Raw genomic sequence first — 24,141 nt, forward strand, 5'->3', positions numbered from 1 at the left:
CCCGCGCTACTTGGCGGCGGCGGCTGTCGCCTCCAGCCACTGCTCGAGCTCGCCGGCGTCACTCCACATTTCGTACAACTCTGAGCGGTGCGGGTCGAGGGCCTCGCGCAGCTTCGTCCGCAGCCACCGGCGGTCCCCGAACGTGAACTCGTAGTCCAGTGCACGGGTGAACTCCTTGCACGGAATGTGGCCGTTCATCACGGCGTTGAGCGCGATGATCACCTCGGCACAACCCGAGTCCAACGGTGCGTCTCCGCATTCGAAGCGGAACTGGTTCATGTGGAACGTGCCGTCGGCCAGCTGCCGCACCGCGTCACGGGCGCGGTCGTTATCAAACGGCCCAAAGTTCCAGGTTCCCATGCAGAGCAACACTAACCACGGAAAGCTAATTCGAACTAACTAAATGCTAAATGTCTGGGGACATTTCCGTAATGCGCGCGATCAGGCCGTCGACCTGCCGCGCAAGGTCCTTCTCCGAGCCATTGTTATCGAGGACGACATCGGCACGCGCGCGCCGCTCCTCATCCCCCATCTGGCGCGCCATGCGGTTGCGCACATCAGCCTCATCGAGCCCCCGCTTTTCGACGAGCCGCCGCACCCGCTCCTCCTGCGCCGTGTGCACCACGACAGTGAGGTCCATCGACGCGTCGAGCCCGAGCTCGAGAAGAAGCGGCATGTCGTATACCGCAGCCTTGGCACCATCGCGCTCGTGCGCTGCAAGGCGACGCTCGGATTCTTCCCGGATCGCCGGGTGCGTTATCGCGTTCAGCCGCGCGGTTGCTTCGGGGGTGGCGAAGGCCCTGCGCGCCAGCTCGGCACGGTCCAACGAGCCGTCGGGGCCGAGGATGTCGGCGCCGAATTCGGCTGCGACCTCGCGCAGAACCTTCGAGCCCGGCGACATGTTGTCGCGTGCAACCTGGTCTGCGTCCACGACGGGGAAACCCGCCTCGGCGAGCAGCCGCGCCACGGTCGATTTGCCGCTGCCGATACCGCCTGTGAGTCCGATCCTGAGCATGCGGCCCATGATAGGCGAACGGCCCACCGCCCCGCCGATGCGGGAGGGTGGGCCGTCGAAAAGCTAGCTAGCGCCAGCTACAACCTGTGGCGGCTTAGTTGCCAGCCAGCTTGTCGCGCAGAGCAGCGAGCTGCTCGTCGGACGCGAGGGAACCGATGGACTCCTCAGCCTGGTCCGCTGCCGGAGCTGCAGCGTCAGACTCGGAGGAGTAGTTGGAGTCGGTGCCCTGCTCCGCAGCCTCGGCTGCGGCTGCACGGTGGCGCTCGATCTGGGCCGTGTGGGCCTGGAAACGGCGCTCGGCCTCTGCGTAGCGGGCCTCCCATGCCTGGCGAGCCTCGTCGAAGCCCTCCATCCACTCGTTGGTCTCCGCGTCGAAGCCCTCCGGGAAGATGTAGTTGCCCTGCTCGTCGTAGGAGTCGGCCATGCCGTAGCGGGACGGATCGAACTCTTCGGTGTAGTCCTCGTCAGCCTGCTTGAGCGACAGGGAGATGCGGCGACGGTCGAGGTCGATGTCGATGACCTTGACCATGACCTCCTGGCCGACGGTGACAACCTGGTCCGGAACCTCCACGTGGCGCTGAGCCAGCTCGGAGATGTGGACGAGGCCCTCGATGCCCTCTTCGACGCGGACGAAGGCGCCGAACGGGACGAGCTTGGTGACCTTGCCCGGGACGATCTGGCCCACAGCGTGGGTGCGGGCGAAGACGCGCCACGGATCCTCCTGGGTCGCCTTCAGCGACAGGGAAACGCGCTCGCGGTCGAGATCGACGTCGAGAACCTCGACGGTGACCTCGTCGCCGACGGTGACGACCTCAGACGGGTGGTCGATGTGCTTCCAGGACAGCTCGGAAACGTGGACGAGACCGTCTACGCCGCCGAGGTCGACGAAGGCACCGAAGTTGACGATGGAGGACACAGCACCCTTGCGGACCTGGCCCTTCTGCAGCTGGTGCAGGAAGTCGGAGCGGACCGCAGACTGGGTCTCCTCCAGGTATGCACGGCGGGACAGAACCACGTTGTTGCGGTGCTTGTCCAGCTCGATGATCTTCGCCTCGAGCTCCTGGCCGATGTACGGCTCCAGGTCGCGCACGCGGCGCATCTCGACGAGCGATGCCGGCAGGAAGCCGCGCAGGCCGATGTCGAGGATAAGGCCGCCCTTGACGACCTCGATGACCGTACCGGTAACCGGCTGGTCATTGTTCTGCAGCTCCTCGATGGTGCCCCAGGCGCGCTCGTACTGTGCGCGCTTCTTGGACAGGATGAGGCGGCCTTCCTTGTCCTCCTTGGTCAGGACAAGTGCGTCGATCTCATCGCCGACCTCGACGACCTCGTCCGGGTCGACGTCGTGCTTGATGGAGAGCTCGCGGGTGGGGATGACGCCCTCGGTCTTATATCCGATGTCGAGGAGAACCTCGTCGTGGTCGACCTTGACGACGGTGCCGGTGACGATGTCGCCATCATTGAAGTACTTGATGGTCGCGTCTACTGCGGCGAGAAAGTCCTCAGCGCTGCCGATGTCGTTGATGGCAACCTGGGGTGCGTTGGAAGTGGGCATAAGTTAAAGTGCTCCGAAATGGATAGGAGATCGAAAATGGACATGAGCGCATCTCTCGGAAATACGCGCCGACCTGCAGGTTAGCCGCATCCCGATCTCACTTCAGGTCTGTCCCAGCCCTCCTACACAGCGTGGAACACCCCTCGGCGCAGATACGCCCCTGGAATAGTAGTCCCTTTTCCCAGCTAGGGCAAATGTTTTACCAATCGGATTAAAGGAGTCGTCCATGGTTTCGCCGTCTGCCGCTAACCGCGCCCACTGGGACGCGGACGCGGCCCGATACCACGCGGACCACGCCGCCTACTTGGACGGGTTCCACTGGTCGCCGGAGATGCTCGCGGAGAAGGACGTGCGCTTGCTTGGCGACGTCTCCCGCGCCCGCGTCCTCGAGATCGGTTGCGGCTCTGCCCCGTGTGCGGCGTGGCTAGCCGCCGACGGCGTCGGGTTGGTCGCTGGCGTCGACATTTCGCGCGGCATGCTCGCCCGCGCACCGCGTGTAGACCGCCTCGCCTTAGCCCAGGCCGACGTGCTCGCACTGCCCTTTCGCAACGCAGCATTCGACGTCGCCTTCTCCGCCTTCGGCGCGCTGCCCTTTGTGCGCGACATTGAGGCCGCACTCGCTGAGATCCGCCGCGTCCTGGTCCCCGGCGGGAGGTTCGTGTTCTCCGTCAACCACCCGATGCGGTGGGTCTTCCCGGACGACCCGCAGGCGTTCACTGCCTGCATCCCCTACTTCGAGCGCGAATACGAGGAACGCGCGGTCGACGGCACCCTCACCTACGCGGAGTACCACCGCACCTTCGGCGATTACGTTCGGGCCCTGCGTGCCACGGGCTTCGAGCTTCACGACGTCATCGAGCCCGAGTGGCCCACAGAGCTCACCGAGACCTGGGGCCAGTGGTCCCCGGAGCGCGGGCGCATCTTCCCCGGCACGGCAATCTTCGTCTGCGCGGCTGATCCAGCGGCAGCGCCGAACTAGATCGGCGACTGGTTGGAATGCCAGTAGGCCTCGGTCGGGCCACTGAAGTCGGCTCCGACGGTCTTCTCCTCGTCGGGCTTGTAACAGCTCAGCGTGCTTCCCGACGACGTCTTGAAGCAGGTGATTGGATAGGTCTGACCGGTTACCGGGCTGACCACCGAGAGTCCGCTCGCCGCATCTGCGCCGGGTGCCGAAGGGCTCGAGCGGTGCAGCGTGTACGTCGCGGAGATGGCCACCGGATAGATGGCCATGGCGAATTCGCAGGACGTAGCACTGTAGGCCCTCACCCGGATACCGTCGCCGACGGTGCCGCACTCCCCTCCCACCTGGCTGGCCGGCACCGTGCCGGCGTCAGGTTGCGCGACCGCGCCGGCTCCGGGCTCAGAAGCTGGTACCCCGCCCGCATCGTCGGCGGGTGCCCCCGCGTCGACGTACGTGGTCGCGGTGATGGTCACCGTTCCAGGGCCAGAGCCTTCTCCCACTGAGCAACCTGCAAGTACCAGGCCAGCGGCGGCAAGGGTGGCGGAGAGTCGTTTCACCATGAGAACAACTCTAGGCTGTGCGCGAATCGGTCCTGGGATCGCGTTCCGCCTAGTGCGCTGCCTCGTCCCAGTTCGCACCCGTTCCGGCGGAGACCTCGAGGGGCACGAGGAGGGTAATCGCCTCGTCCATCTCTCGCTCCACGATCGCGCGGACCTCGTCGAGTTCACCATGAGCAACCTCAACCACGAGTTCGTCGTGCACCTGCAGAAGCACCCGGGAGCGGTGCTTGTCCAGTGCACGGTCGACCCGGATCATGGCGACCTTGATGATGTCGGCCGCAGTTCCCTGGATCGGCGCGTTGAGCGCGGCGCGCTCGGCGTTCTCGCGGGCCAGGCGGTTGTCTGAGGTCAGCTCGGGCAGGTAGCGGCGCCGCCCGAAGACAGTCTCGGTGTAGCCGACACGGCGTGCCTGCTCCACCACTTCGCCGAGGTAGTTCTTCACCCCGCCAAAGCGCTCGAAGTAGTTCTCCATGATCTGCTTGGCCTCAGCGGGTGAGATGTTGAGCTGCTGGGACAGCCCGAATGCGGACAAGCCGTACACGAGGCCGTAGCTCATCGCCTTCACGCGGCGGCGCAATTCTGGCGTGACCTCGTCGATGGGTACGTCAAACACACGGGAGCCGACGAAGTTGTGGAGGTCCTCGCCCTCGCGGTACGCCTCGATCAGCCCCTCATCGTGGGACAGGTGCGCCATCACGCGCATCTCAATCTGCGAGTAGTCGGCGGTCAGCAGGCACTCGTAGTCGCTGCCAGAGACAAACGCCGAGCGAATGACGCGGCCCGCTTCAGTGCGCACCGGAATGTTCTGCAGGTTCGGCTCGGTCGAGGACAACCGGCCCGTGGAAGCGACGGTCTGGTTGAACGTCGTGTGGATGCGCCCGTCGTCCTGGATCGTCTTGATCAATCCCTCGATGGTGGACTTCATCTTCTGGTACTCGCGGTGCGCCAGAAGCGCGTCGAGGAACGGGTGCGGGTTCTTGGCGGCCAGCGCCTCAATCTCCTTCGCCGCAGTCGAGTACCCCGTCTTGGTCTTCTTCGTCTTCGGCAGCTCGAGTTTGTCAAACAGTACCGCGGAGAGCTGCTTCGGGCTGGACAGGTTCAGCGAGTCTTCGCCGACAAGCCGGCGCGCCTGTTCCTCAACCTCTGCAACCTGCGCCGTGAATCGCTTCAGCTCGCCCTCGAGGACTGAGGCGTCGACGGCGATACCGGCGTCCTCCATCTCCGCGAGGATGCTCACCAGGGGAAGCTCCAGGTCGGAGTACAGCTCGAAGGAGTCGATGTCGCCGAGCTGGGTGGACAGCTCCTGCGCGAGTTCGAGGATTGCGGCGGCGGAATCGATGAGCGTGGTATCGCCCATCAGGCTGAGCTGGTCCGAGGCCTGGCCGAGCTGGCCTTGCAGGTGGCGCTGGTAGACGTCGACAAGCTCGTAGGTGCGCTGACCGGGCCGCAGCAGGTACGCCGCGATTGCGGTGTCGTGCGCGATGCCGCGCAAGGTGATCCCGCGGCCGCGCAGCATATGAAACGCGCGCTTGGCCTCGTGGAGGTACTTCGGTGCGTCCGACTCGGCCCATGCTTTCAGCGCGGCGTCCTCGGCCGGAGAGAGATCCGCCAGGTCCTTCTGGATGCCGCGGCGCTGCTTATCGACGATCGCAAGCGCCGACGCGTCCCCGCGGTTCGGCGCACCATTGCCGGTGAGGAAGAACGCCAGACCCTCGCCTTCGCGCTCGGCCAGCCACTGATCCAGCGGCGCATCCGAGACCTCGATCTCGTCGAGCTCGACGGTCTCGACCTCAGGCGCATTCCCTTCCGTGGGGACCGCGGCGAGCACACGCTCGCGCAGGTTGACGCCGAACTCCAGGGAATCGAAGGACGCCGCCACACGGGACACGTCCGCCGGCTTGAGCTCGAGATCGTCGGGCACGACCGGCAGCTCGACGTCGGTGACCATCCGGGTCAGCTCGCGGTTAAGCAGAACCTGGTCGATCCGCTCGCGGAAGTTGTTTCCGGCCACACCCTTGATCTCATCGGCGTGCTCGACCAGACCGTCAAGGGTGCCGTACTGCAAGATCCACTTCGTGGCGGTCTTCTCCCCCACCTTGGGCACGCTCGGCAGGTTGTCCGAGGGGTCGCCGCGCAGCGCCGCGAAGTCCGGGTATTGAGCAGGGGTCAATCCGTACTTCTTCTCTACCTCATCCGGTGTGAAGCGGGTCAGCACGGAGACGCCCTTCGTGGGGTAGAGGACGGTCGTGGTGTCGTCGACAAGCTGCAGGTAGTCACGATCACCCGTGACAATGACGATCTCGTAGCCCCCCTCGGCGCGGGCTTGGGTCACGAGTGTCGCCACGATGTCGTCGGCTTCGAAGTTCTCCTTCGACAGGGTAACGATGCTGAGGTCGTTGAGGACGTCGTCGATAAGCGGGACCTGGCCTTTGAACTCGGGGGGAGCCGCCTCGCGCTGCGCCTTGTACTCTGGGAACTTCTCCGTACGGAAGGTCGTGCGGCCGACGTCGAAGGCCACCGCGACGTGGGTCGGCTTCTCCTCGGCGACGATGTTCGCAAACATCGAGAGGAACCCGTAGACCGCGTTCGTGTGCTGGCCCCCGGACGTGGAGAAGTTCTCCGCCGGCAGCGCGTAGAAAGCGCGGAAAGCCATGGAGTGTCCGTCAATGAGCAATAGGCGCTTAGTCACGGTTCCCGAGTCTAGACAGCGACCCGGACACGTCACGCACTGAGCACTCTGCACGTCCTCAGCAACTGTGATCCTGGGGCTATGCGGCACAGATGCGCTTGAGGTCGCGCACTGCCTATTGGCGCTAGATCACCTGCGTTTGTAGCCTTGGCGGCGTGAGCTACATCGAGCGGACATTCACCATGGCCGACCGTGGCCCGCGGCCTGTCACCCGCGGTTGGGCGCACCTGGTCGCCGCCTTCGCATCCGCGATCGCGTCCGCGGTGCTCATCACCTACGCGTGGATGACGCTGCCGTGGAAAGAGGCGATGAGCGTCAGCATCTACTGCGCCGGGCTCACGCTGCTGTTCGCGGTATCCGGGCTGTACCACCGTTGGCCGTGGAAATCCGCCGACACCGTAAAGTGGTGGCGCCGAGCCGACCATTCCACCATCGCGGTCTTTATCGCGGCGACCTACACGCCGATGTGCGCCATCTTGCTGGATCCGCCTCATTCGACCTGGATGCTTGCTGTCGCCTGGGCGGGGGCGCTGCTCGGAGTCATTTTGAACATGGTGTGGATCGACCATCCGCGCTGGCTCGACGTCGTTGTTTACTTGGCGCTGGGGTGGTTGATCGTCCCGCTGCTGCCGGTGCTGCTCCGTGCTGCCGATCCCGCTGTGGTCTGGCTGCTATTTCTGGGCGGCGTAGCCTACTCCGTCGGCGCAGCACTCTACGGTTTCAAGTGGCCGGGCCGCGAGGCACGGATCTACGGGTATCACGAGCACTTTCACACCCTCACCATCGTCGCGGCCGTACTCCACCTCGTGGCGGTGTGGATCGTCGTGGTTCAGGCAGGCTAATACCTTACGCTGCGGCCACCGAGACCTACTCGGCGCCTAATCCCGCACGATCGAGCGCGTGCCATGAACTCGGCTGAGAAGTGCTTTACCCAGCTTTACGCCCACGCTCCGATTCCGCTGTCTTGGATAAACGCAGCTGGATTCGAGCTCAACAAGGGATAGAATTCGACTGTGACTATTCGCCGTTTTCTAGTGGGAGCCGTTACCGCGCTCGCCGCACTTTCCTCTATTGCACCTGCCCATGCCGCACCCGTCGGTAAATATGTCGCCATCGGCGACAGCTCGACTGCAGTTGGTTCGCCGACCGAAATCAATTTCTCGAACTTCGAGTCCGTTTCCTGCGGACGCAGCAAGGACAACTACCCGAACCAGATTGCCTGGCAGCTGGGCATGCCGCTTGCCGACGTGTCCTGCGCTGGCGCGGTAGTTGGACACTACTGGAACGCCCGCTCCAAAGCCGGGCAGATTGTTCCAGCGCAGCGCGACGCCATCGGCCCGGATACCGGGCTGGTCACCATTCAAATGGGCGCCAACCCCAAATTCGTGAGCCATGTCGCGCCACTATGTTCCCAGGCAGTGCTGGGCTCGTCTGGCAACTGCGCACCGATGGGTGCAGTAGTCAATCGCGGAGCCCTCGCCGAACAGCTGACCGAGATCGTGCGTGACGCCCGCTTCCGCGCAGCTCCGGGAGCCGCAATCGTGTTGCTCGGCTACCTTGACCCCCTCGGCAATCCTGACGCATCATGTTTCTTCACTGGGTTCATGTCTCCGGAGGACAAGCGGGGTCTCCAGGCGTACATCGGGTCGGTGAACTCCGTGATGAGTGAGGTCGCCGCCCGCGAGGGAGTCACCTACGTCGCCCCTCCCGCTGAGGCCTCCGGCTGGTGCGCACAACCGGGTCACCGTGATTTTTCCCCGCTGGGCTTCTCTTCTTTCGACAACGCATTTCCGCTCCACCCGACCAATCAGGGACACATCCGCCTGGCCAACCAGGTCGTCGCCGCCGTGCGCTAACCCACCGCTGCTGCGGACACACTGCTCTCTATTCGCCGATACTGATTTTCAGGCCGGCGAGTAGAGAGCATTTCTACGAGTACGGGCAGTTGGTGGGCTGCGAGGGACACAACGATCCTCACTATTGCCCTCCTGGCCTCTGCCTCGCCGCCCGAAGCGACATTCGCGGCACAACGGGCCCACGTCAGAGGGAACGTGCCGGCGGCCTGTGGGGCACACGAACACGGTGCCCACTCCACGCGTACGCCCTACTCAATGAGAGCGTGGAGGTGGCGGAGATGAACGACCAGATCTCACGCGCCACTTTATTGGCTACTTTCACCCGCGCCACTCACCGCAGAAAATCTGTGGCCTGCGTTTTTTGTGCCCCAGGTGAGACTCGAACTCACACTGGACGGGTTTTGAATCCGTTGCCTCTGCCAATTGGGCTACTGGGGCTTGCCGAATCAGTTTAGCGCAGTGCGCCCAGACCGAATAATTCAGGGTCCAACAATCTACTCAGCGGAGATTCGCGCAGGTCGGGAACGCCTGTGTACTATTCGCCTATGCGTAAATCTCTCATTGCAGGCACCCTCGCCCTCATCGTCGCGACTGGTGCAGCCACCGCCCCCGCCCACGCTCAGGACACCTCCCTGGAGGGTGTTGGCGAGGCCTATGTTTCCGGTTCCACGCTCCCCGATTCTTACAACCCCGCCGACCTGGTCGAGCGCGAGCTCAAGGGCTGGGAGAAGATGTCGTCCGGCGACCCGGAGACCAGCTCCCAGGGCTTTGGTGAGACGTCTTCGACCTGGCTGCTCGTCTTCGCCGCTATCACCGTGATCGGCCAGATCATCCAGATCGCCTCCCGCTTTATCCCGCGCTAGGATGCGCCCGACCAACTTGTGCGCCCGCGCCGCGGCCGCAGCCCTGGCTGCGGTATCGCTCGGCGCGCTGAGCGCCTGCGTGACTAATACCGAGGGCGGAAACCCTGACGGATGGGAGCCGATTGTCCCCGCCGAGCGGCCCGAGATCGCCGCTATGGTGCCAGACGGCGTCGCCGCAGACGGAAAGCTGTCCGTGGGGACGAACCCGCCGTTCGCGCCGTTCGAGTTCAAAGACTCCGCTGGCAACCTCATCGGCTTGGAGCTCGACCTCGGACGGGCCGTCGCGGCCGTGATGGGCCTCGAGTTCGACCCGCAGGAAATGGATTTCTCCATGATCCTTCCTGCGGTTCAGGCTGGCACTCTCGACGCCGGGATGTCCGGGTTCACCGACAACGAGGAACGCCGCCAGTCCTTCGACTTTGTCAACTTCCTCTACGCCGGCATTCAATGGGCGGCGGTGCCCGGCAGCGACGTCGACCCGGACAATCCCTGCGGCTTGACCATTGCGGTTCAGCGCACGACGGTTTCTGAGACTGACGACGTCCGCCCGAAGAACGACGAGTGCATCGCCAACGGCGACGACCCCATCAACATCCTGTCCTTCGACAGCTCCGACAACGCAGCGCTCGCTGCGCTGGTGGAGCGCGCCGACGCATTCAGCGCGGACTCCCCCGTCACCGCTTGGGCAGTCGAGCGCTCCGATGGACAGCTCGAGCTCATCGGTGAAATGTTCGATGCCGCTCCGTACGGCTTCGCCGTCCCTAAGGACTCTCCGCTCGCACCTGCGATGGCCGCTGCCATGCAGCACCTCATCGAAACAGGCGAGTACCAGAGGATCCTGGAGCAGTGGAACGTCTCCACGGGCTACCTCAACGAAGCGTTGATCAATGAACAACCCCTGAACGGAAAGGTGTAGCGCACATGAGCTCCACTCTCCAGACCCACGCGACGCGCCCCGGACCGCCGGAGCGCATTCACGCGAAGCCTCTTCGCCACCCGGGCCGCTGGGCCCTTGCCGCCGTACTCATCGCTTTGTTGGTGTGGTTTGTCATCGGTGCGGCACGCAACCCGGCCTACGGCTGGTCCACGTACTTCGCCTACCTCTTCGACACGCGCATTGCCATTGCGGCGTTACACACGCTCGCCATCACAGTTCTCGCGATGATCATCGGCGTGGTCGGTGGCGTGCTGCTCGGCGTGATGAGGATGAGCCCGAACCCCGTTTTCACGTCCGTGAGCTGGCTGTTCCTGTGGATCTTCCGCGGTACCCCGGTCTACGTCCAGCTGATGTTCTGGGGCCTTCTGGGCGCAATCTACGACACGATTAACCTCGGCGTGGCCAACATCTCCCTGGCGCCGTTTACCTCCTCGGCGTTCTTGCTTGCCGTGGTGGGCCTGGGGCTCAACGAGGCTGCTTACATGGCAGAGATCGTCCGCTCGGGTGTCTCGTCGGTTCCCGAGGGCCAGATTGAGGCATCGAAGGCGCTCGGCATGAGCTGGTCCCAGACCATGCGCCGAACGGTGCTGCCCCAGGCGATGCGCATCATCATTCCGCCGACCGGCAATGAGTTTATCTCCCTGCTCAAGACCTCCTCCCTCGTCGTCGCGGTGCCCTACTCGCTCGAGCTGTACGGCCGCTCCCAGGACATCGCGGCCGCGCTGTTCGAGCCGGTGCCGCTGCTTTTGGTCGCCGCCACCTGGTACCTGGCCATTACGTCGGTGCTGATGATCGGCCAGCACTTCGTGGAGAAGCACTTCGACCGCGGCGCGACCCGGCAGCTCACCGCACGCCAGCTGGCCAGCCTCGCTGACGCGGAAGGCACGATCCCGTCCAAGGTCAACCTCATCGACAGCCCCGAGCGGAAGGGACGCTAAACCATGACCACTCCAATGATTAAGGCTGTTGACGTCTGGAAGTCCTTCGGCAACCTCAACGTTCTCGAAGGCATCAACCTCGAGGTTCAGCCCGGTGAGGTGACCTGCCTCATCGGCCCGTCCGGCTCCGGCAAGTCGACCTTCCTGCGCTGCGTCAACCACCTCGAGAAGGTCAACGCCGGGCGACTCTACGTCGACGGCGAGCTCATCGGCTACCACGAGCGCGACGGCATTCTGCGAGAGATGAGCGAGAAGGACGCGGCGAAGCAGCGCCGCAACATCGGTATGGTGTTCCAACAGTTCAATCTGTTCGGCCACCGCACGGTGCTGGAAAACATCATCGAGGCGCCGGTCCAGGTCAAGGGCGAGAAGGTCGCTCAGGCCACCAAGCGCGCGATGGAGTTGCTCGACATGGTCGGGTTGGTGTCGAAAGCTGATGCCTACCCGATCCAGCTCTCCGGTGGCCAGCAGCAGCGTGTGGCGATCGCTCGCGCTGTGGCCATGGACCCCAAGCTCATGCTTTTCGACGAGCCCACTTCCGCGCTCGATCCCGAACTCGTCGGCGATGTCCTGCGCGTCATGCAGGACTTGGCCCGCGATGGCATGACCATGCTCGTGGTCACCCACGAGATGAACTTCGCCCGCGAAGTCGCCGACAAGGTGGCCTTCATGGCGGACGGGCGCGTCGTGGAATACGGCGCGCCGAGCGAGGTCCTCGACAACCCACGCGAGGACCGCACCCGGGCGTTTTTGTCCACTCTGTTCTAGAACGCTGGCTACATCAACAGGCCCGCGGCACCGCGCACTACAGCGGTCCCGCCACCGAGGAAGGCGAGGCCCAGCGCGATGTTGCGGGCCTTGTCGCTGGGCACGCTTGGCGCCAGGCGCGTGCCCGCAGTAAGACCCAGCACCATGGCGAGTCCCCCGGCAACCCACAGCTCGACGCCGAGGGCACCAACCTCGGCTGCCCCCGTGAACTCTTTGATGGCAAAAGAGGTCGCCCCACCGACCATGAAAATCGGCTGGAGCGTCGCGGCGTACGTGCGCTGGTCCCAGCGCGCCGCTTGGGCGTAGACGGTGATGGCGGGCCCGGCGATCCCCGCCAAAGTGTTCATGAAACCCCCGACGACACCGGAGGCGGCGGCCGGGACTGGCCCCTCCACGCGCGGCAGGTGGCGCTTGCCCAGAGTCACAACACCCAGTGCGATTAGCAACAGCACGCCCACGATCACCATGAGCAGCGACGAGGACACGGCACGGATGAGCAACGCCCCCGGAACGGCCCCGAGGACCAGATACGGCGCGATGGAGACGAACTTGCGCCAGCACACGTCGCGGCGCACGGTCAGCGTGGTCAGCGCCGCGTTCAAGGTGGCCAGCACGTTGACAAGCAAAATGCCCTGGACGGGACCGATAAACAGCGAAATCACTGGTCCTGCTATCAGCCCGACCCCCATGCCGGAAATCCGCTGCAGGCACGACCCGATGAGAACGGTGATAAAGACACCGATCGCGGCGAGCGTCACCGCAGCTTCTCCCTCATTGCCTCTGCCACGTGGTCGGGAACGAGGCCCGTGACGTCGCCACCGAACTTCACTACCTCTTTGCACAACGACGACGAGGTGTACCCGTAGCGCTCGTCGGTGAGCAGGAAGTACGTGTCCACCCCCGTCAGCCGGCGGTTCATCTGCGCCATGGGCAGCTCGTACTCGTAGTCGAGAGAGGAACGCAGCCCCTTGACCAAAGCGGTGACGTGGTGGGCGGAGGTGTAGTCGACGAGCAGCCCGCCCCACGAATCGACGCGGATGTTGCCCACGCGGCGGGTAACTTTGCGGATCAGGTCGACGCGCTCCGCGACGGTGAACAGGCCCGAGGTCTTCGTCGGGTTTCCGGTAACGAGCACGATCACCTCGTCGAAGTGGCGCGCGGCGCGCTCGAAAATATCGAGGTGCCCGTTGGTGACGGGGTCAAAGGATCCGGGGCATACGGCGACGGTCATGGGTTAATGCTCCTCTGGTGTGGCGTAGACGGCCATGTCCATGCGCGCGATGCCGTACAGGCGCTTCTTCAGCTTCTGCGTCGTCGGCGTGAACGAGGCGGGCCAGGCTGTCTCCGGGCTTTCGCGGTGGCGCTCGACGACGACCACGGCGCCGTCGACAAGCGCGGGCTCGAGCGCAGCCAGCATCTCGGCGACTGCCTCGTCGGTCAGTGCATAAGGCGGGTCGGCAAAGACCATCGAGAAGTGCTCACGCGGGGCCCTGGCCAGGTAGGTCGAGGCCTTCACGGGCTCGACGCGGACGTTCGGGTGACCCACCACCCCGGCGTTGAACTCGATGACCTCCACTGCTTTGGGGTCGTTCTCCACGAGCACGACCTCCGCCGCCCCGCGGGACGCGGCCTCGAGGCCGAGCGCGCCCGAACCGGCGAAGAGGTCGAGCACAACCTGGTCGGCGATGCCGAAGCGCACCTGCAGCGAGGAGAACAGTCCCTCGCGCGCGCGGTCGGACGTGGGCCGGGTTCCCTCCGGCGGCACCTTAATCTTTCGGCCCCGGGCCTCGCCCGAAATAATACGGTTCATTCCCATAACTCTAACTCTTGTCCAAGTACTCGAATTTTTCTGGTTCCAACGCGCGCGTCACCTCGCGGGCTCGCGCGAGGTGCTTATCGACGAACCCCCCAGCGTCCGCGTAGGCCTTCACCACCAGGTCGTAATCGTCGATGAGGTTGATCAGTCTGAGCGTGCGCTTGGCCCCCGACTGCATGGCGCCGAGCACGTCGCCCTCCTGGCGGTTGAGAAGATCGAGCTGCGCGAGTTTGAAACCATCGGAGGTCTCTGCCACTGCGGAAACGCGGGCGTAGGCGTCTGATTCGGGCTGCGCCAGTGTGTGGAACAGGCACAAGGAGGCGTTTCCGCCGCGCCCGACCCGTCCACGGAGCTGGTGCAGCTGGGAGACACCGAAGCTCTCGGATTCGCGCACCAGCATCACCGTCGCGTTGGGCACATCGACGCCGACTTCGATAACCGTGGTGGAGACGAGCACGTCGATGTCTCCCGCGGCGAAGTCCGACATGACGGCGTCCTTTTCCTCCGCCTTCATCCTGCCGTGGAGGATGCCGACCGATAGCCCCTGAAACTCCGTCTCCGCCAGTACTTCCCCGACCTCGATGACCCCGCCGTCACCCTCGATGCGCGGGCACACAACGTACGCTTGGCGTCCCTCGGCGACCTCCTCACGGATCTTCTCCCAAGCCCGCGCCACCCAGGAGCGGCGGAACTCCGGCACCACCGAGGACTGAATCGGCTTGCGCCCGCCCGGCAGCTCCTTGAGCGTTGAGACCTCGAGGTCGCCGAAAACGGTGATCGCAATGGTGCGGGGAATCGGCGTGGCCGTCATCACGAGCAGGTGGGGAACAGTATCGCCAGCCTTGGCCCGGAGCGAATCGCGCTGCTCCACACCGAAGCGGTGCTGCTCGTCAACGACGACGAAGCCCAAACGGAAAAACTCCACGCCCTCCTGGATCAACGCGTGGGTGCCGACGACGATGTCGGCCTCCCCGGAGACGATCTTGAGCAGCGTGTCCTGGCGCTGCGCCGTACTCATCGAACCCGTCAGCGCGACCACGCGCACGGGCACGCCGGCGCGCATGAGCGTCTCTGTCAGGGAGCGCGCGTGCTGCATGGCCAGCACTTCCGTCGGCGCCAGTAAAGCGCACTGCGCCCCGTTATCTACCGCTTGCAGCATGGCGAGAAGCGCCACGATGGTCTTGCCCGAGCCGACCTCGCCCTGCAGTAGCCTGCTCATCGGACGCGCCTGGGCGAGATCGTCCGAGATCTCGGTCAGCACCGCTCCCTGTCCCTTCGTCAGGGGAAAGGGAAGTCGGGCAAGCAACCCGTCCTGGTCGCGCCCCTCCACCCGCGGCAGCGGCCGGGCGGTGTCTTTGGCGGCGTCCGCGCGTCGCACCGCCATGATCAGCGCGATTCCCATCGCCTCGTCGTACTTCAACCGCTGGAGCGCAGCGGCCGGTCCTTCTTTCCCTGGCTCGTGGATCTCTCTGATGGCGCGGTCAAGCTCGACCATGCCGTCGGGGGTGGCGCCGAGCGGCTCGTCGACATGCGGCAGGGAGCGCAGAACGGCGTGGATCGCACCCATGATCGTCCAGGTGCTCAGCTTCGCTGTCGCTGGGTACAACGGCAACCATTCGCGTCCGGAGAGGATCTCTTCGAGTTCGCCGAAGTGGCCCAGTTGGCGCAGGGCACCGGTTGCTTTCGTGGGGCCGTCGAGAAGCACAAATGATGGGTGCTGGAGTTGAGGCGAGCCCCGAAACGAGGTGAGCTTTCCGGTGGCCATGACCCGCACGCCCTTCTTCAGCGCTCCCATGGCGTACGTCGAGTTGAAAAATGACGCGCCGATGCCGTGCGTGCCATCGGAGATGGTCACCTGGTAGATAATCCGGTCGGGCTTTTCGATCTTTTTGACGGCGGTGACGCAACCCACGATGGTGACGGTGTCACCTTCGATGGCGCCCTCGAAGGTGTTGCCGGATCCGTAGTGCAAGTAGCGGCGCGGGTAGTGGCTCAGCAGCTCCCCGCACGTGGATATGCCGAGGTGCTTCTCCAGCGCACGGGCCTGCTTCACCGGGATAACCAAGTTGAGCGGGCGCGTGTCCTGAAACCCGAGCATGGCGCTACTCCACCCCAATCTCCGCCACGGCTCCGAGGCCGTCTGCCGGATACGCCAACACATCGACGTCGAGCGCTGCGGCCAGCGGGTCTGCGTCGAAACGCGCGAACTCCTCGGGCGCGTACAGGATCGACACCTGTTCCCCGCCGTGCTCGAGCATGCGCCGGCAGGCGAACTCAACCCCTGCCAGCGGGTCGGTGGGAGCCAGGGAGATCTCGCCGTGCGCGACGACGATGAGGTCGCCCTTCGACACCGCGCCGCCTTGAACGAGGCCGGCGATCTCCGCGCGCTGCAGCGCAGCGGTGCGCATCTCACCTGCTGCCTCGGACATCGTGTACGCAACCGTGGATAGCGGCTGGTTCGCGTCGTGCACCGCGAGTGCCGCGATGCCCGAGACCAACCGGACTGTCGGAAGAACGGTCACCGTCTGACCAAATGCGCGCGCCGACTTCTCAATCGAGCTGATCCGGCGGCTGGTCAACAACCCATTGGGCAGGAGGATAACCTCGCGGGCCGACGACCGGCGGATAGTGGCGAGCACGTCAGCGACCACGTCGTCGCCCGGGGTGACGGTGACAGCGCCAGCCTCGGAATAGAGTGAGGCGAGCGAGCCCGGCGGGGTCACCGCGACGATGAGGCGCTCGGGGTTGGTCGCCTGCGGGGAAGCTGGCAGCACCTCGAGGCGCAGGTCGGTCACCGCACCCGCGGCAAACGCTGTCTCAATGACCGTGCCCGCCTCGAACGAGTGAATGTGCACCTTGCCGGAGGTCTCGCCGGCGCGGGCGATGACGAGGCAGTCGCCGAGTGCGGACAGTTCTTTTTCCAGGGCGTCGAGATCGCCCTCGAACCAGAACATGACCTCGAGCTCAGCCGGCTGCGCGTGCGAGGCGACCGCCGTGGTGGAACGCTGCCCCTGCGACGGCACTGTGCCCGGGCGGCGAGCGCCATCGATTTCATGCACGAGTGCCTCGAGGAGAATAACCAGTCCTGTGCCGCCGGCATCGACGACACCGGCTTCGCGCAGCACCTCCAGCTGCGAGGGCGTCGCCGCGAGCGCGGCACGCGCCGCGTCCAAGGCGGCGCCGGAGACGGCGGGCAGCGAGGAGTCGTGCTCGAGCTGTTCACGCGCTGCGACGGCGGCCGACCGCAGGACGGTCACCACCGTTCCCTCGACCGGCTCGGAGATGGCGCGGTCGACGAACTGGACTGCGGAGGACAAGGCGTCGGCCACGACGAGACCGTTTGTGACCTCGGCTTCGACCGTCTGCGCCACCGCGCGGATGACCTGGGAAAGAACAACGCCTGAGTTGCCGCGGGCACCGCGCATGCTGCCTACGGCGAGCGCTTGGGCCACCTCAGTGACGTCGGCACCTTCGGGGCACTTTTCCGCCTCGGCAACTGCCGAGGTCATGGTGTGCGCCATGTTCGAGCCCGTGTCGGCGTCGCGCACGGGGAAGACGTTGAGCTCGTTGATCTCCGCGCGGCGGCGCTCGAGTTCCGCTGCGGAACGCCGCGCCCAGGAAAGGAGTCGGGCGCCGTTCAGGACAGCGTGCTCAGCGTCATGGGCCATGGCTAAGGAGTCTACAACGACCAGTCGACAGGCTCCGCGCCTTGGTCTATCAACGCCTGGTTCGCCTTGGAAAACGGGCGCGAGCCGAAAAAGCCGCGGTGGGCCGACAGCGGCGAGGGGTGCGGGGACTCGATGCGCGGGGTCTCGCCCAGGAAGCGGGCTGCGGTCTGCGCGTCCCTGCCCCACAGGATGGCAACCAGTGGAGCGTCCCGTTCCACGAGCGCGCGGACCGCCTGCTCCGTGACGGCCTCCCACCCTTTACCGCGGTGGGATCCCGCCTGACCGGGCCGGACCGTGAGCACTCTGTTGAGCAACAACACGCCGTGGCGCGACCAGGCGCTGAGGTCGCCGTCGCTGCGCGGTGCGATGCCGAGGTCGTCGCGCAGCTCTGTGTAGATGTTGACCAGCGAGCGCGGCGGCGCGACACCGGGCTGGGTGGAAAACGCCAGGCCCATGGGGTGGCCCTGAGTGGGGTACGGGTCCTGGCCGAGGATGAGGACCTTAACCGAGTCGAAGGGGTCTGAGAACGCCCGCAGAATGTCGCCTCCGCGCGGCAGGTAGGACTCCTCCGACCTGAGGAAGTCACCCATCGCGTGGATGTGATCTTCGACGGGTGCGAGCGGGCGTTTCCACGATTCGTGCACGGGCAGATTCATCAGAAGGAGTCCCACCCTCCCGCGTGCACGGGCTCCTCGCCGCCAAGCGTGACGCCGGCGCCCTTTTTGACCTGCCCGATCGTGCGGAACCCGGCCGGGGCGTCACAGTCGATGGTGGCCAGCAGCGCGTGGTCCTCTCCCCCGCCAAGTACCCAGTCCCAAGGGTCGACGCCGAGGAATTCCCCGGCGGCGGTGAGGTTGTCGTCCGGCGCCAGCGCCTCGCGGTCGAGGACGATTTGCACTCCGGAGCGTTTCGCGATCAGCCCGGCGTCGCGGACGAGCCCGTCGGAGTTGTCGGTCATCGCGGTGGCCCCGGCCGCGCGCGCGACAACACCGCGGCCCGGGGTCAAGCGCGGTGCCTGGTGGGCGTCGACAAGCTCGGCGAACTCGCCCGGAATCTGCCGTCCAGAGCGCAGCAGGTCAAGCCCAGCGGCCGAGTAGCCGATGCGGCCGTGGGCGACAAGGTTTTGCCCCGCGCGTGCGCGGTCGAGTGTGAGCGGCTGGAGGTTTCCCCCGAGCCAGCCGACCGCGGAAATCGAGATCACGAGCTCGGAGCCGGAGGTGACGTCGCCACCAACAAGTTCGGCGGCGTACTCCTCGACCATCGAGTTGATCCCCTCGGCGAGCTTCTCGACGACCGCCAGCGGCAGCGTCGGCGGCGCCGACAGCGCGAGCAGCACCGCCACCGGCCGCGCCCCCATGGCCTCGATATCGGCGAAGTTCTGCAACACCGCCTTGCGTCCGAGCTGCTCGGGCGTGGTGTACTCGGGCAGGAAGTGGCGCCCGTGGACGAGCATGTCCGTGGCGGCCACCATCCGCGAGTTGGGGGCGGCCGGGCGCAGCACTGCGGCATCGTCGCCGTTGAGGGAGGACGGCGCCGCGTTGACGATCGCGCGGATCACCTGCTGCTCGCCGACCTCGCCGAGGGTGGGCCCATCGGTGGGGAATCCGGTGCGAATCACGTGGATACACGCCCTTTCAGTAGGCTTTTGCGACATGACTGAGGTCTCTGAGGTCCCTGCCGGAAACGAACCCCACGTGGTTCAATTTAATCGCACCGCGATGTGGGTGAGCCTTGCGCTGGCGCTCGCGCTGGTCGCGGCGGTGCTCGGGGGCGCGAAGGTCTTTTTCGACCGCGTCGCCCGCCAGCCGGTGCCGCTGGCCACACTGCCGTCGCCGATGGCAGACTCCGCCGAGTGCGCCGCGCTGCTCGGCGCGCTGCCCGAGCGTCTGGCCGGGCACGCGCGCGCCGAGCTCGCCGATCCGGCACCGGCGGGCGCGGCGGCGTGGCAGTCCTCCTCCACCGAGCGCATCACCCTGCGCTGCGGGGTCGACGCACCGTTGCAGTACAACGAGTACACCCCCACCTTCGAGGCAGCCGGAGCGCGGTGGATGCGCATCGACGACTCCACGCCCGGATCCACGATGTCGACCTGGTACACGATCGACCGCGCACCGGTCGTGGCCGTTACCTCAGACGACGCCGCGGTGGGCGGGCGCGAGTTCGCCCACGACCTGGGCAGCCTGCCCGTCGGGGACCTGCCACAGGAGGAGGTTCCGCCCGCACCGGCACCTTTGAGCGAGCTTGCCGCCGGGCCGCGCGCCGGCTGCGACGCGCTCATGTCTGAGCTGCCGGTCAACATCGCGGAAGGCTTTTCGCCTATCGACGCCGCCGAGCCGCTCACGGCGGTTTGGGTCAAAGAAGGCAAAGAGCCGATCGTGGTGCGCTGCGGGGTCGCCGATCCGGAGAACTACGAGGCGGGCATCCAGCTCTACCAGATCAACGAGGTGACCTGGTTCGAGGACACCACGCTGGCCAACGGGACGACGTCGTCGACGTGGTTCGCGCTCGGCCGCGACGCGGTGGTCGCGGCGAGCCTGCCGCAGGCCGAAGGCAACGAGGCCGTGACCGCGCTGTCCGAGGCTATCGCTCGGAGTGTCCCAGAGAGGTCGTAATGAGGGCGTCGAGAAGCTGGCCGTAGGTCAGCCCGGATGCCTGCCACATCTGCGGGTACATCGAGATCGGGGTGAACCCGGGCATCGTGTTGATCTCGTTGAGCACGGGACCGTTTTCGGTGACGAAGAAGTCCACGCGTGCCAGGCCCTTGCAGTTCAGGCCGCGGAACGTGCGCACGGCAAGGCTGCGCAGCTCATCGATCGTCGCCTCATCGTAGGGTGCCGGGATCGTCGCGGTAACGCCGTCTTCGAGGTACTTCGTTTCGAAGCCGTAGAAGCCCTCAGCACCGTCGTCAGTGCCGTTGAGCTTTGCCGGGACCGACGCGACGACGCTGCCGTCTGGGTACTCGAGCACGCCGACCTCGACCTCGTCGCCGATGACTTCGGCCTCGACGACAACCTTGTTGTCCGTCTCGAACGCCGTCGCGAGCGCAGCATCGATCTCGTCCCAGGTGGTGACCTTGGACACGCCAATCGACGACCCACCGCTAGCGGGCTTCACAAAGACGGGCAGACCGAGGTACTCACGCTGCTCTGCGCTCAGTCCGGAGTTGTTCTCGAGCACGACCTCGCGGGTCACGTTAAGGCCCGCCTGCACGGCGAGCTTTTTGGTGTACTCCTTGTCGATCGAGCACGCCGACGCCATCACGCCAGGGCCGACGTACGGGATGCCGGAGAGTTCAAACATGCCCTGGATCGTGCCGTCCTCGCCGTACTTGCCGTGGAGCACGGGGAAGACGACGTCGACGGTGGCGATGGACTCACCCGTAAATGCGTCGACAAACTCGCCGCGGCGGGCGGGATTGAGGCTCAGCGCAATCTCGCGGCCCTCGCGCACCTCGGGCAAGGTGGCGCTGGCGATCGGGTCGATCTCCCCGACTACCCAGGCACCCTCGCGGGTGATGCCGACGGGGAAGATCTCGTAACGCTCCCGGTCGAGCTCCGCCATGATCGAGCCCGCGGAGATGCAGGAGATGGAGTGCTCGGTGGATTGGCCTCCGTAGATGACAGCTATGCGAATCACGCGGACGATCCTACCGTTGAGGCGTTCCTACTCCGACTTCCGGGATCGCCCCATCAGAGCGCGGGTGGTCTCGGCGACGGACTGGCCCTCGTGGCAGACCGAGAACACCGACTGGGTAATCGGCATGTCGACGCCGTGGATGTGGGCCAGCTGGTGGATGCTCTGAGAGGAAATCACGCCCTCGGCAACCTGCCCCTTGGTCGCCCACTTCGCCTCCTCGACGCTTGCTCCCGCGCCAAGGGCAGCTCCGAACGTGCGGTTGCGCGACAGCGGCGAGGCACACGTTGCCACGAGGTCGCCCATCCCGGCGAGCCCCGAGAAGGTCCGCGGGTCCGCCCCGAGTTCCGTGCCGAGTCGGGTGATCTCCGCCAGGCCTCGCGTGATGAGCGTGGCCAGGGTGTTTTCTCCGAGCCCCTGTCCGGCGGCCATGCCGCAGGCTAGGGCGATGACGTTCTTGCAGGCGCCGCCGATCTCGCAGCCGATGACATCGGTGTTGGTGTACGGGCGCAGGTAGGTTGTCGCGCAGGCGGCCTGGACGAGCTTTGCGCGGTTGAGGTCGGTGCACGCGATGACGGTGGCGGCGGGCTGCTCGAGTGCGATCTCACGCGCGAGGTTCGGCCCCGACAGCACCGCGATCCGGTCCGTCGCCGCGCCGGTGACTTCGGCGATGATTTCGGTCATGCGCATGTACGTGCCGGTCTCGATGCCCTTCGAAATCGACAGCAGGGTCGCATCCGGCGGCAGCAGGGGCGTCCACGCCGCGACGTTGTCGCGCATCGTTTGGCTGGGCACCGCGAAGACCACGATGTCGGCCCCGTTTAGCGCCGCAGCATCGTCCGAGGTGGCCCAGATGGCCTCGGGCAGAGCAATGCCTGGCAGGTAGTCGGGGTTTACCCGAGTCTCAGTAATCGTACGGGCCAGCTCCTCGCGGCGCGCCCACAGCGCGACCGAGTTGCCGCCGTCGGCGAACACCTTGGCCAGGGTCGTCCCCCACGATCCGGCTCCCATGACCGCAACGTTGACCATCCTTCGGCTCCTTTCCCCGGGGCTGAACATGCGCCGAACGCGCCGCAGTCTGAACACAACCAGCTTAGAACAGCTCGCACGTGTGCCCGAAGTAGGTAACAATGTTTGCATGGCTTCTGACTCACGGGCATCCCAGTCACACCGCAACGCGACGTCGTCGCCGCCAACCGGTTCCACACCGCATGAGCAGGACAAGGACGCCCATGGCGAGATGTTTCTCACCGGGCGCCACCAGGAGATTCCGCGACGGCCGGACAAGGAGTTCAAAAGGACGACGCTGGCTGCCGGCGCTGTCCTGTGGCGCGGTGAGCTGAGAGAGGACGGCGACACCTCGGCCATCGAGGTCGCCTGCATTCACCGCCCGCATTACGACGACTGGTCCCTGGCCAAGGGCAAGGTCGACCCGGGCGAATCTCTTGTCGCCACCGCTGTGCGCGAAATCGAGGAGGAGACAGGATACCGGATCCGACTGGGCAAGCACCTGGGCAAGACGGTCTATCCGGTGAAGAACACCACGAAGGTCGTCTACTACTGGACAGGTGAGGTGATCGGCGGAGAGTTCGTGCCCAACAACGAGGTCGACGAGATCCGCTGGTTGTCTGTGGAGGACGCCTGCGAGCTCGTCTCCTATGACCTTGACCGCCAAGTGCTGGAGAAGGCTCGCAAGCGCTTCGGTCTCCCCTCGGATACCCGCCTTTTGTACGTGCGCCACGCCCGAGCCCACGACCGCGAAAAATGGGCGGGCGATGACAACCTGCGCCCGCTGGACAAGAAGGGCCGGCGGCAGTCGGAGATGCTGGTGCCGCTCCTCGCGCCCTTCGAGCCGACCCGCATTTACTCGGCTCTCCCCGACCGGTGCCAGGCCACGGTCGCCCCGCTCGCGGACGAGCTTGGGATCGACGTCGAGGTCGACGTTCGCTTTGGCGACGCCGGATGGGAAGAAAGCCAGGTCGAGGCGCAAAAGGCGTTCATGGAGGTCGTCGCACAGGGCGGCACGAGCGTCATCTGCGCGCAAGGCACCGTCATGCCCCAGATGATCGCGTGGCTTTCCTCGTGGGGCAGGTTGCCCATCGACACCGACATTTCCGTAAAGAAGGGCGGCGTGTGGGTGCTGTCCTTCCGCAACGGCGAGCTCAACGGCGCCGACTACATGCCGTCGCCGCTGCCCGTGCGCTAGCTCCGTCAGATCGGCAGTCCCCTTGCGGCTGGCAGCACCGCGTTGCGGAGTGCGCCTACACGCTCGGTTTGAATGCTGGGCGGGAGGCCTCGAAGCTTTCGATCGCGGAGACGTCGCGAAGCGTCAGCCCGACATCGTCGAGGCCTTCCATGAGCCGCCACCGCGTGTAGTCGTCCACCTCGAATGTGTAGGTGCTTTCGCCGACGGTGACCGTGCGGTCCTCCAAAGACACCGTGACCTCGCACCCCGGGTTGGCCTCGAGCTGCTTGAGGATCAGGTTGATGTCGGACTCGGTCATGACGCCTGCGAGCAGGCCGGCCTTGCCCGCGTTGCCGCGGAAAATGTCGGCGAAGCGGGGGCTGAACACGGCACGGAAGCCGTAGTCACCCAGCGCCCACACGGCGTGTTCGCGCGAGGAGCCGGTGCCGAAATCAGGGCCGGCGAAGAGGACGGAACCGTTGGCGTACTCCTCCCGGTTGAGCACGAAGTTCGGCTCGTTCTCCCTCCAGTTGGAAAACAGTCCGTCCTCGAAGCCGGTGCGCGTGACGCGCTTGAGGTAGCGCGCGGGGATGATTTGGTCGGTATCCACGTTCGAGCGGTTCAGCGGAACGGCGACCCCGGTGTGGGTGGTGAACTTCTCCATGGTTTCCTCCGGTTGTTTCCTTCAGCGTTGCGG

General features: G+C 65.5%; 24 protein-coding genes and 1 tRNA gene. 9 read left to right on the plus strand and 16 right to left on the minus strand.

The features are described 5' to 3' along the window. Positions 1-6: 6 nt before the first annotated feature. The 3 genes from VVR41_RS07835 to rpsA all read right to left on the minus strand — a co-directional run bounded on the left by VVR41_RS07835 (position 7) and on the right by rpsA (position 2,570). Complete coding sequence (locus VVR41_RS07835; RefSeq protein ID WP_368524280.1) at positions 7-360, minus strand: DUF4259 domain-containing protein; 354 nt, start codon at positions 358-360, stop codon at positions 7-9. Between the two features lie 46 nt (positions 361-406). Continuing rightward, positions 407-1,015 (minus strand): dephospho-CoA kinase, encoded by a 609-nt coding sequence (gene coaE / locus VVR41_RS07840; protein WP_368524281.1) that lies wholly within the window; start codon positions 1,013-1,015, stop codon positions 407-409. A gap of 94 nt (positions 1,016-1,109) precedes the next feature. Next, positions 1,110-2,570 (minus strand): 30S ribosomal protein S1, encoded by a 1,461-nt coding sequence (gene rpsA / locus VVR41_RS07845; RefSeq protein ID WP_368524282.1) that lies wholly within the window; start codon positions 2,568-2,570, stop codon positions 1,110-1,112. 226 nt (positions 2,571-2,796) lie between these two features. Here rpsA and VVR41_RS07850 point away from each other — a divergent pair, with 226 nt between their 5' ends. Beyond that, complete coding sequence (locus tag VVR41_RS07850; RefSeq protein WP_368524283.1) at positions 2,797-3,549, plus strand: class I SAM-dependent methyltransferase; 753 nt, start codon at positions 2,797-2,799, stop codon at positions 3,547-3,549. Here VVR41_RS07850 and VVR41_RS07855 read toward each other — a convergent pair. Both VVR41_RS07855 and polA read right to left on the minus strand, forming a co-directional pair. Then, entirely contained in the window at positions 3,546-4,091 is a 546-nt protein-coding gene (locus VVR41_RS07855; protein ID WP_368524284.1) for a hypothetical protein, read from the minus strand. The two genes, VVR41_RS07850 and VVR41_RS07855, sit on opposite strands and share 4 nt — an antisense overlap. Before the next feature lie 49 nt (positions 4,092-4,140). Continuing rightward, positions 4,141-6,780 (minus strand): DNA polymerase I, encoded by a 2,640-nt coding sequence (polA, locus tag VVR41_RS07860; RefSeq protein ID WP_368524285.1) that lies wholly within the window; start codon positions 6,778-6,780, stop codon positions 4,141-4,143. Positions 6,781-6,962: 182 nt separating this feature from the next. On the opposite strand from polA, the gene trhA reads away from it, so the two are divergent. Continuing rightward, positions 6,963-7,622 (plus strand): PAQR family membrane homeostasis protein TrhA, encoded by a 660-nt coding sequence (gene trhA, locus VVR41_RS07865; protein WP_368524316.1) that lies wholly within the window; start codon positions 6,963-6,965, stop codon positions 7,620-7,622. 171 nt (positions 7,623-7,793) lie between these two features. Then, complete coding sequence (locus VVR41_RS07870; protein ID WP_368524286.1) at positions 7,794-8,636, plus strand: SGNH/GDSL hydrolase family protein; 843 nt, start codon at positions 7,794-7,796, stop codon at positions 8,634-8,636. 364 nt (positions 8,637-9,000) lie between these two features. Here the strand turns inward: VVR41_RS07870 and VVR41_RS07875 are convergent. Beyond that, positions 9,001-9,074 (minus strand) — tRNA-Leu (locus tag VVR41_RS07875). Between the two features lie 107 nt (positions 9,075-9,181). Here VVR41_RS07875 and VVR41_RS07880 point away from each other — a divergent pair. From VVR41_RS07880 to VVR41_RS07895, 4 genes are read left to right on the plus strand one after another with little or no spacing between them, the layout of a single operon-like run. Continuing rightward, positions 9,182-9,499 (plus strand): hypothetical protein, encoded by a 318-nt coding sequence (locus VVR41_RS07880; RefSeq protein ID WP_368524287.1) that lies wholly within the window; start codon positions 9,182-9,184, stop codon positions 9,497-9,499. Between the two features lies 1 nt (position 9,500). After that, positions 9,501-10,415 carry an ABC transporter substrate-binding protein gene (locus VVR41_RS07885; protein WP_368524288.1) on the plus strand — a complete coding sequence of 305 codons (915 nt, stop codon included), beginning with the start codon at positions 9,501-9,503 and terminating at the stop codon, positions 10,413-10,415. A 5-nt stretch (positions 10,416-10,420) separates the two neighbouring features. After that, positions 10,421-11,374: an amino acid ABC transporter permease gene (locus tag VVR41_RS07890; protein WP_368524289.1), complete on the plus strand. Its 954-nt coding sequence runs from the start codon at positions 10,421-10,423 to the stop codon at positions 11,372-11,374. 3 nt (positions 11,375-11,377) lie between these two features. Beyond that, positions 11,378-12,142: an amino acid ABC transporter ATP-binding protein gene (locus VVR41_RS07895; RefSeq protein ID WP_368524290.1), complete on the plus strand. Its 765-nt coding sequence runs from the start codon at positions 11,378-11,380 to the stop codon at positions 12,140-12,142. 8 nt (positions 12,143-12,150) lie between these two features. Here the strand turns inward: VVR41_RS07895 and VVR41_RS07900 are convergent, their stop codons facing one another. Genes VVR41_RS07900 through VVR41_RS07930 form a run of 7 tightly spaced genes read right to left on the minus strand, consistent with a single transcriptional unit; the run spans position 12,151 to position 19,244 of the window. Beyond that, on the minus strand, positions 12,151-12,900 hold the full coding sequence (locus VVR41_RS07900; RefSeq protein ID WP_368524291.1) for a TSUP family transporter: 750 nt from the start codon (positions 12,898-12,900) through the stop codon (positions 12,151-12,153). Continuing rightward, entirely contained in the window at positions 12,897-13,373 is a 477-nt protein-coding gene (gene coaD / locus VVR41_RS07905; RefSeq protein ID WP_321101362.1) for a pantetheine-phosphate adenylyltransferase, read from the minus strand. The genes VVR41_RS07900 and coaD overlap by 4 nt, the downstream gene beginning before the upstream one ends. A 3-nt stretch (positions 13,374-13,376) precedes the next feature. Next, positions 13,377-13,952, minus strand: a complete 576-nt coding sequence (locus VVR41_RS07910) for an RsmD family RNA methyltransferase (protein ID WP_368524292.1) — start codon at positions 13,950-13,952, stop codon at positions 13,377-13,379. A gap of 10 nt (positions 13,953-13,962) precedes the next feature. Then, on the minus strand, positions 13,963-16,056 hold the full coding sequence (locus tag VVR41_RS07915) for an ATP-dependent DNA helicase RecG (RefSeq protein ID WP_368524293.1): 2,094 nt from the start codon (positions 16,054-16,056) through the stop codon (positions 13,963-13,965). A gap of 4 nt (positions 16,057-16,060) precedes the next feature. Beyond that, entirely contained in the window at positions 16,061-17,626 is a 1,566-nt protein-coding gene (locus VVR41_RS07920) for a DAK2 domain-containing protein (protein ID WP_368524294.1), read from the minus strand. Positions 17,627-17,637: 11 nt separating this feature from the next. Further along, positions 17,638-18,282, minus strand: a complete 645-nt coding sequence (locus tag VVR41_RS07925) for a uracil-DNA glycosylase (RefSeq protein WP_368524295.1) — start codon at positions 18,280-18,282, stop codon at positions 17,638-17,640. After that, complete coding sequence (locus VVR41_RS07930; protein ID WP_368524296.1) at positions 18,282-19,244, minus strand: thiamine-phosphate kinase; 963 nt, start codon at positions 19,242-19,244, stop codon at positions 18,282-18,284. Before VVR41_RS07930 ends, VVR41_RS07925 begins: the two co-directional genes overlap by 1 nt. A gap of 34 nt (positions 19,245-19,278) precedes the next feature. On the opposite strand from VVR41_RS07930, the gene VVR41_RS07935 reads away from it, so the two are divergent. Beyond that, positions 19,279-20,238, plus strand: a complete 960-nt coding sequence (locus VVR41_RS07935) for a DUF3515 domain-containing protein (RefSeq protein ID WP_409338295.1) — start codon at positions 19,279-19,281, stop codon at positions 20,236-20,238. Here VVR41_RS07935 and VVR41_RS07940 read toward each other — a convergent pair. Next, on the minus strand, positions 20,207-21,271 hold the full coding sequence (locus tag VVR41_RS07940) for a D-alanine--D-alanine ligase family protein (RefSeq protein WP_409338296.1): 1,065 nt from the start codon (positions 21,269-21,271) through the stop codon (positions 20,207-20,209). The two genes, VVR41_RS07935 and VVR41_RS07940, sit on opposite strands and share 32 nt — an antisense overlap. Positions 21,272-21,289: 18 nt before the next feature. Beyond that, complete coding sequence (locus tag VVR41_RS07945) at positions 21,290-22,288, minus strand: NAD(P)H-dependent glycerol-3-phosphate dehydrogenase (protein WP_321101375.1); 999 nt, start codon at positions 22,286-22,288, stop codon at positions 21,290-21,292. Between the two features lie 211 nt (positions 22,289-22,499). Between VVR41_RS07945 and VVR41_RS07950 the strand changes: the two genes are divergently transcribed. Beyond that, a complete protein-coding gene (locus VVR41_RS07950; protein WP_368524318.1) occupies positions 22,500-23,465 on the plus strand; it encodes an NUDIX domain-containing protein in 966 nt (321 codons plus the stop codon). A 55-nt stretch (positions 23,466-23,520) separates the two neighbouring features. Here VVR41_RS07950 and leuD read toward each other — a convergent pair whose 3' ends face one another. Beyond that, a complete protein-coding gene (leuD, locus tag VVR41_RS07955) occupies positions 23,521-24,108 on the minus strand; it encodes a 3-isopropylmalate dehydratase small subunit (protein ID WP_368524298.1) in 588 nt (195 codons plus the stop codon). Positions 24,109-24,141 lie beyond the last annotated feature (33 nt).

The organism is Corynebacterium sp. LK2510, assembly GCF_040946405.1.
In the GTDB taxonomy this organism is placed as follows: Bacteria; Actinomycetota; Actinomycetes; order Mycobacteriales; family Mycobacteriaceae; genus Corynebacterium.

Bases quoted from the DNA above. Each gene is read 5' to 3' on its own strand.
- VVR41_RS07910 (WP_368524292.1), bottom strand. From the start codon at position 13,952: ATGAACCGTATTATTTCGGGCGAGGCCCGGGGCCGAAAGATTAAGGTG.
- VVR41_RS07920 (WP_368524294.1), bottom strand. From the start codon at position 17,626: ATGGCCCATGACGCTGAGCACGCTGTCCTGAACGGCGCCCGACTCCTT.
- VVR41_RS07880 (WP_368524287.1), top strand. From the start codon at position 9,182: ATGCGTAAATCTCTCATTGCAGGCACCCTCGCCCTCATCGTCGCGACT.
- trhA (WP_368524316.1), top strand. From the start codon at position 6,963: ATGGCCGACCGTGGCCCGCGGCCTGTCACCCGCGGTTGGGCGCACCTG.
- VVR41_RS07850 (WP_368524283.1), top strand. From the start codon at position 2,797: ATGGTTTCGCCGTCTGCCGCTAACCGCGCCCACTGGGACGCGGACGCG.
- VVR41_RS07935 (WP_409338295.1), top strand. From the start codon at position 19,279: ATGACTGAGGTCTCTGAGGTCCCTGCCGGAAACGAACCCCACGTGGTT.
- coaD (WP_321101362.1), bottom strand. From the start codon at position 13,373: ATGACCGTCGCCGTATGCCCCGGATCCTTTGACCCCGTCACCAACGGG.
- coaE (WP_368524281.1), bottom strand. From the start codon at position 1,015: ATGCTCAGGATCGGACTCACAGGCGGTATCGGCAGCGGCAAATCGACC.
- VVR41_RS07890 (WP_368524289.1), top strand. From the start codon at position 10,421: ATGAGCTCCACTCTCCAGACCCACGCGACGCGCCCCGGACCGCCGGAG.
- VVR41_RS07835 (WP_368524280.1), bottom strand. From the start codon at position 360: ATGGGAACCTGGAACTTTGGGCCGTTTGATAACGACCGCGCCCGTGAC.
- VVR41_RS07945 (WP_321101375.1), bottom strand. From the start codon at position 22,288: ATGGTCAACGTTGCGGTCATGGGAGCCGGATCGTGGGGGACGACCCTG.
- VVR41_RS07915 (WP_368524293.1), bottom strand. From the start codon at position 16,056: ATGCTCGGGTTTCAGGACACGCGCCCGCTCAACTTGGTTATCCCGGTG.
- leuD (WP_368524298.1), bottom strand. From the start codon at position 24,108: ATGGAGAAGTTCACCACCCACACCGGGGTCGCCGTTCCGCTGAACCGC.
- VVR41_RS07925 (WP_368524295.1), bottom strand. From the start codon at position 18,282: ATGAATCTGCCCGTGCACGAATCGTGGAAACGCCCGCTCGCACCCGTC.
- VVR41_RS07885 (WP_368524288.1), top strand. From the start codon at position 9,501: ATGCGCCCGACCAACTTGTGCGCCCGCGCCGCGGCCGCAGCCCTGGCT.
- VVR41_RS07895 (WP_368524290.1), top strand. From the start codon at position 11,378: ATGACCACTCCAATGATTAAGGCTGTTGACGTCTGGAAGTCCTTCGGC.
- VVR41_RS07950 (WP_368524318.1), top strand. From the start codon at position 22,500: ATGTTTCTCACCGGGCGCCACCAGGAGATTCCGCGACGGCCGGACAAG.
- VVR41_RS07855 (WP_368524284.1), bottom strand. From the start codon at position 4,091: ATGGTGAAACGACTCTCCGCCACCCTTGCCGCCGCTGGCCTGGTACTT.
- rpsA (WP_368524282.1), bottom strand. From the start codon at position 2,570: ATGCCCACTTCCAACGCACCCCAGGTTGCCATCAACGACATCGGCAGC.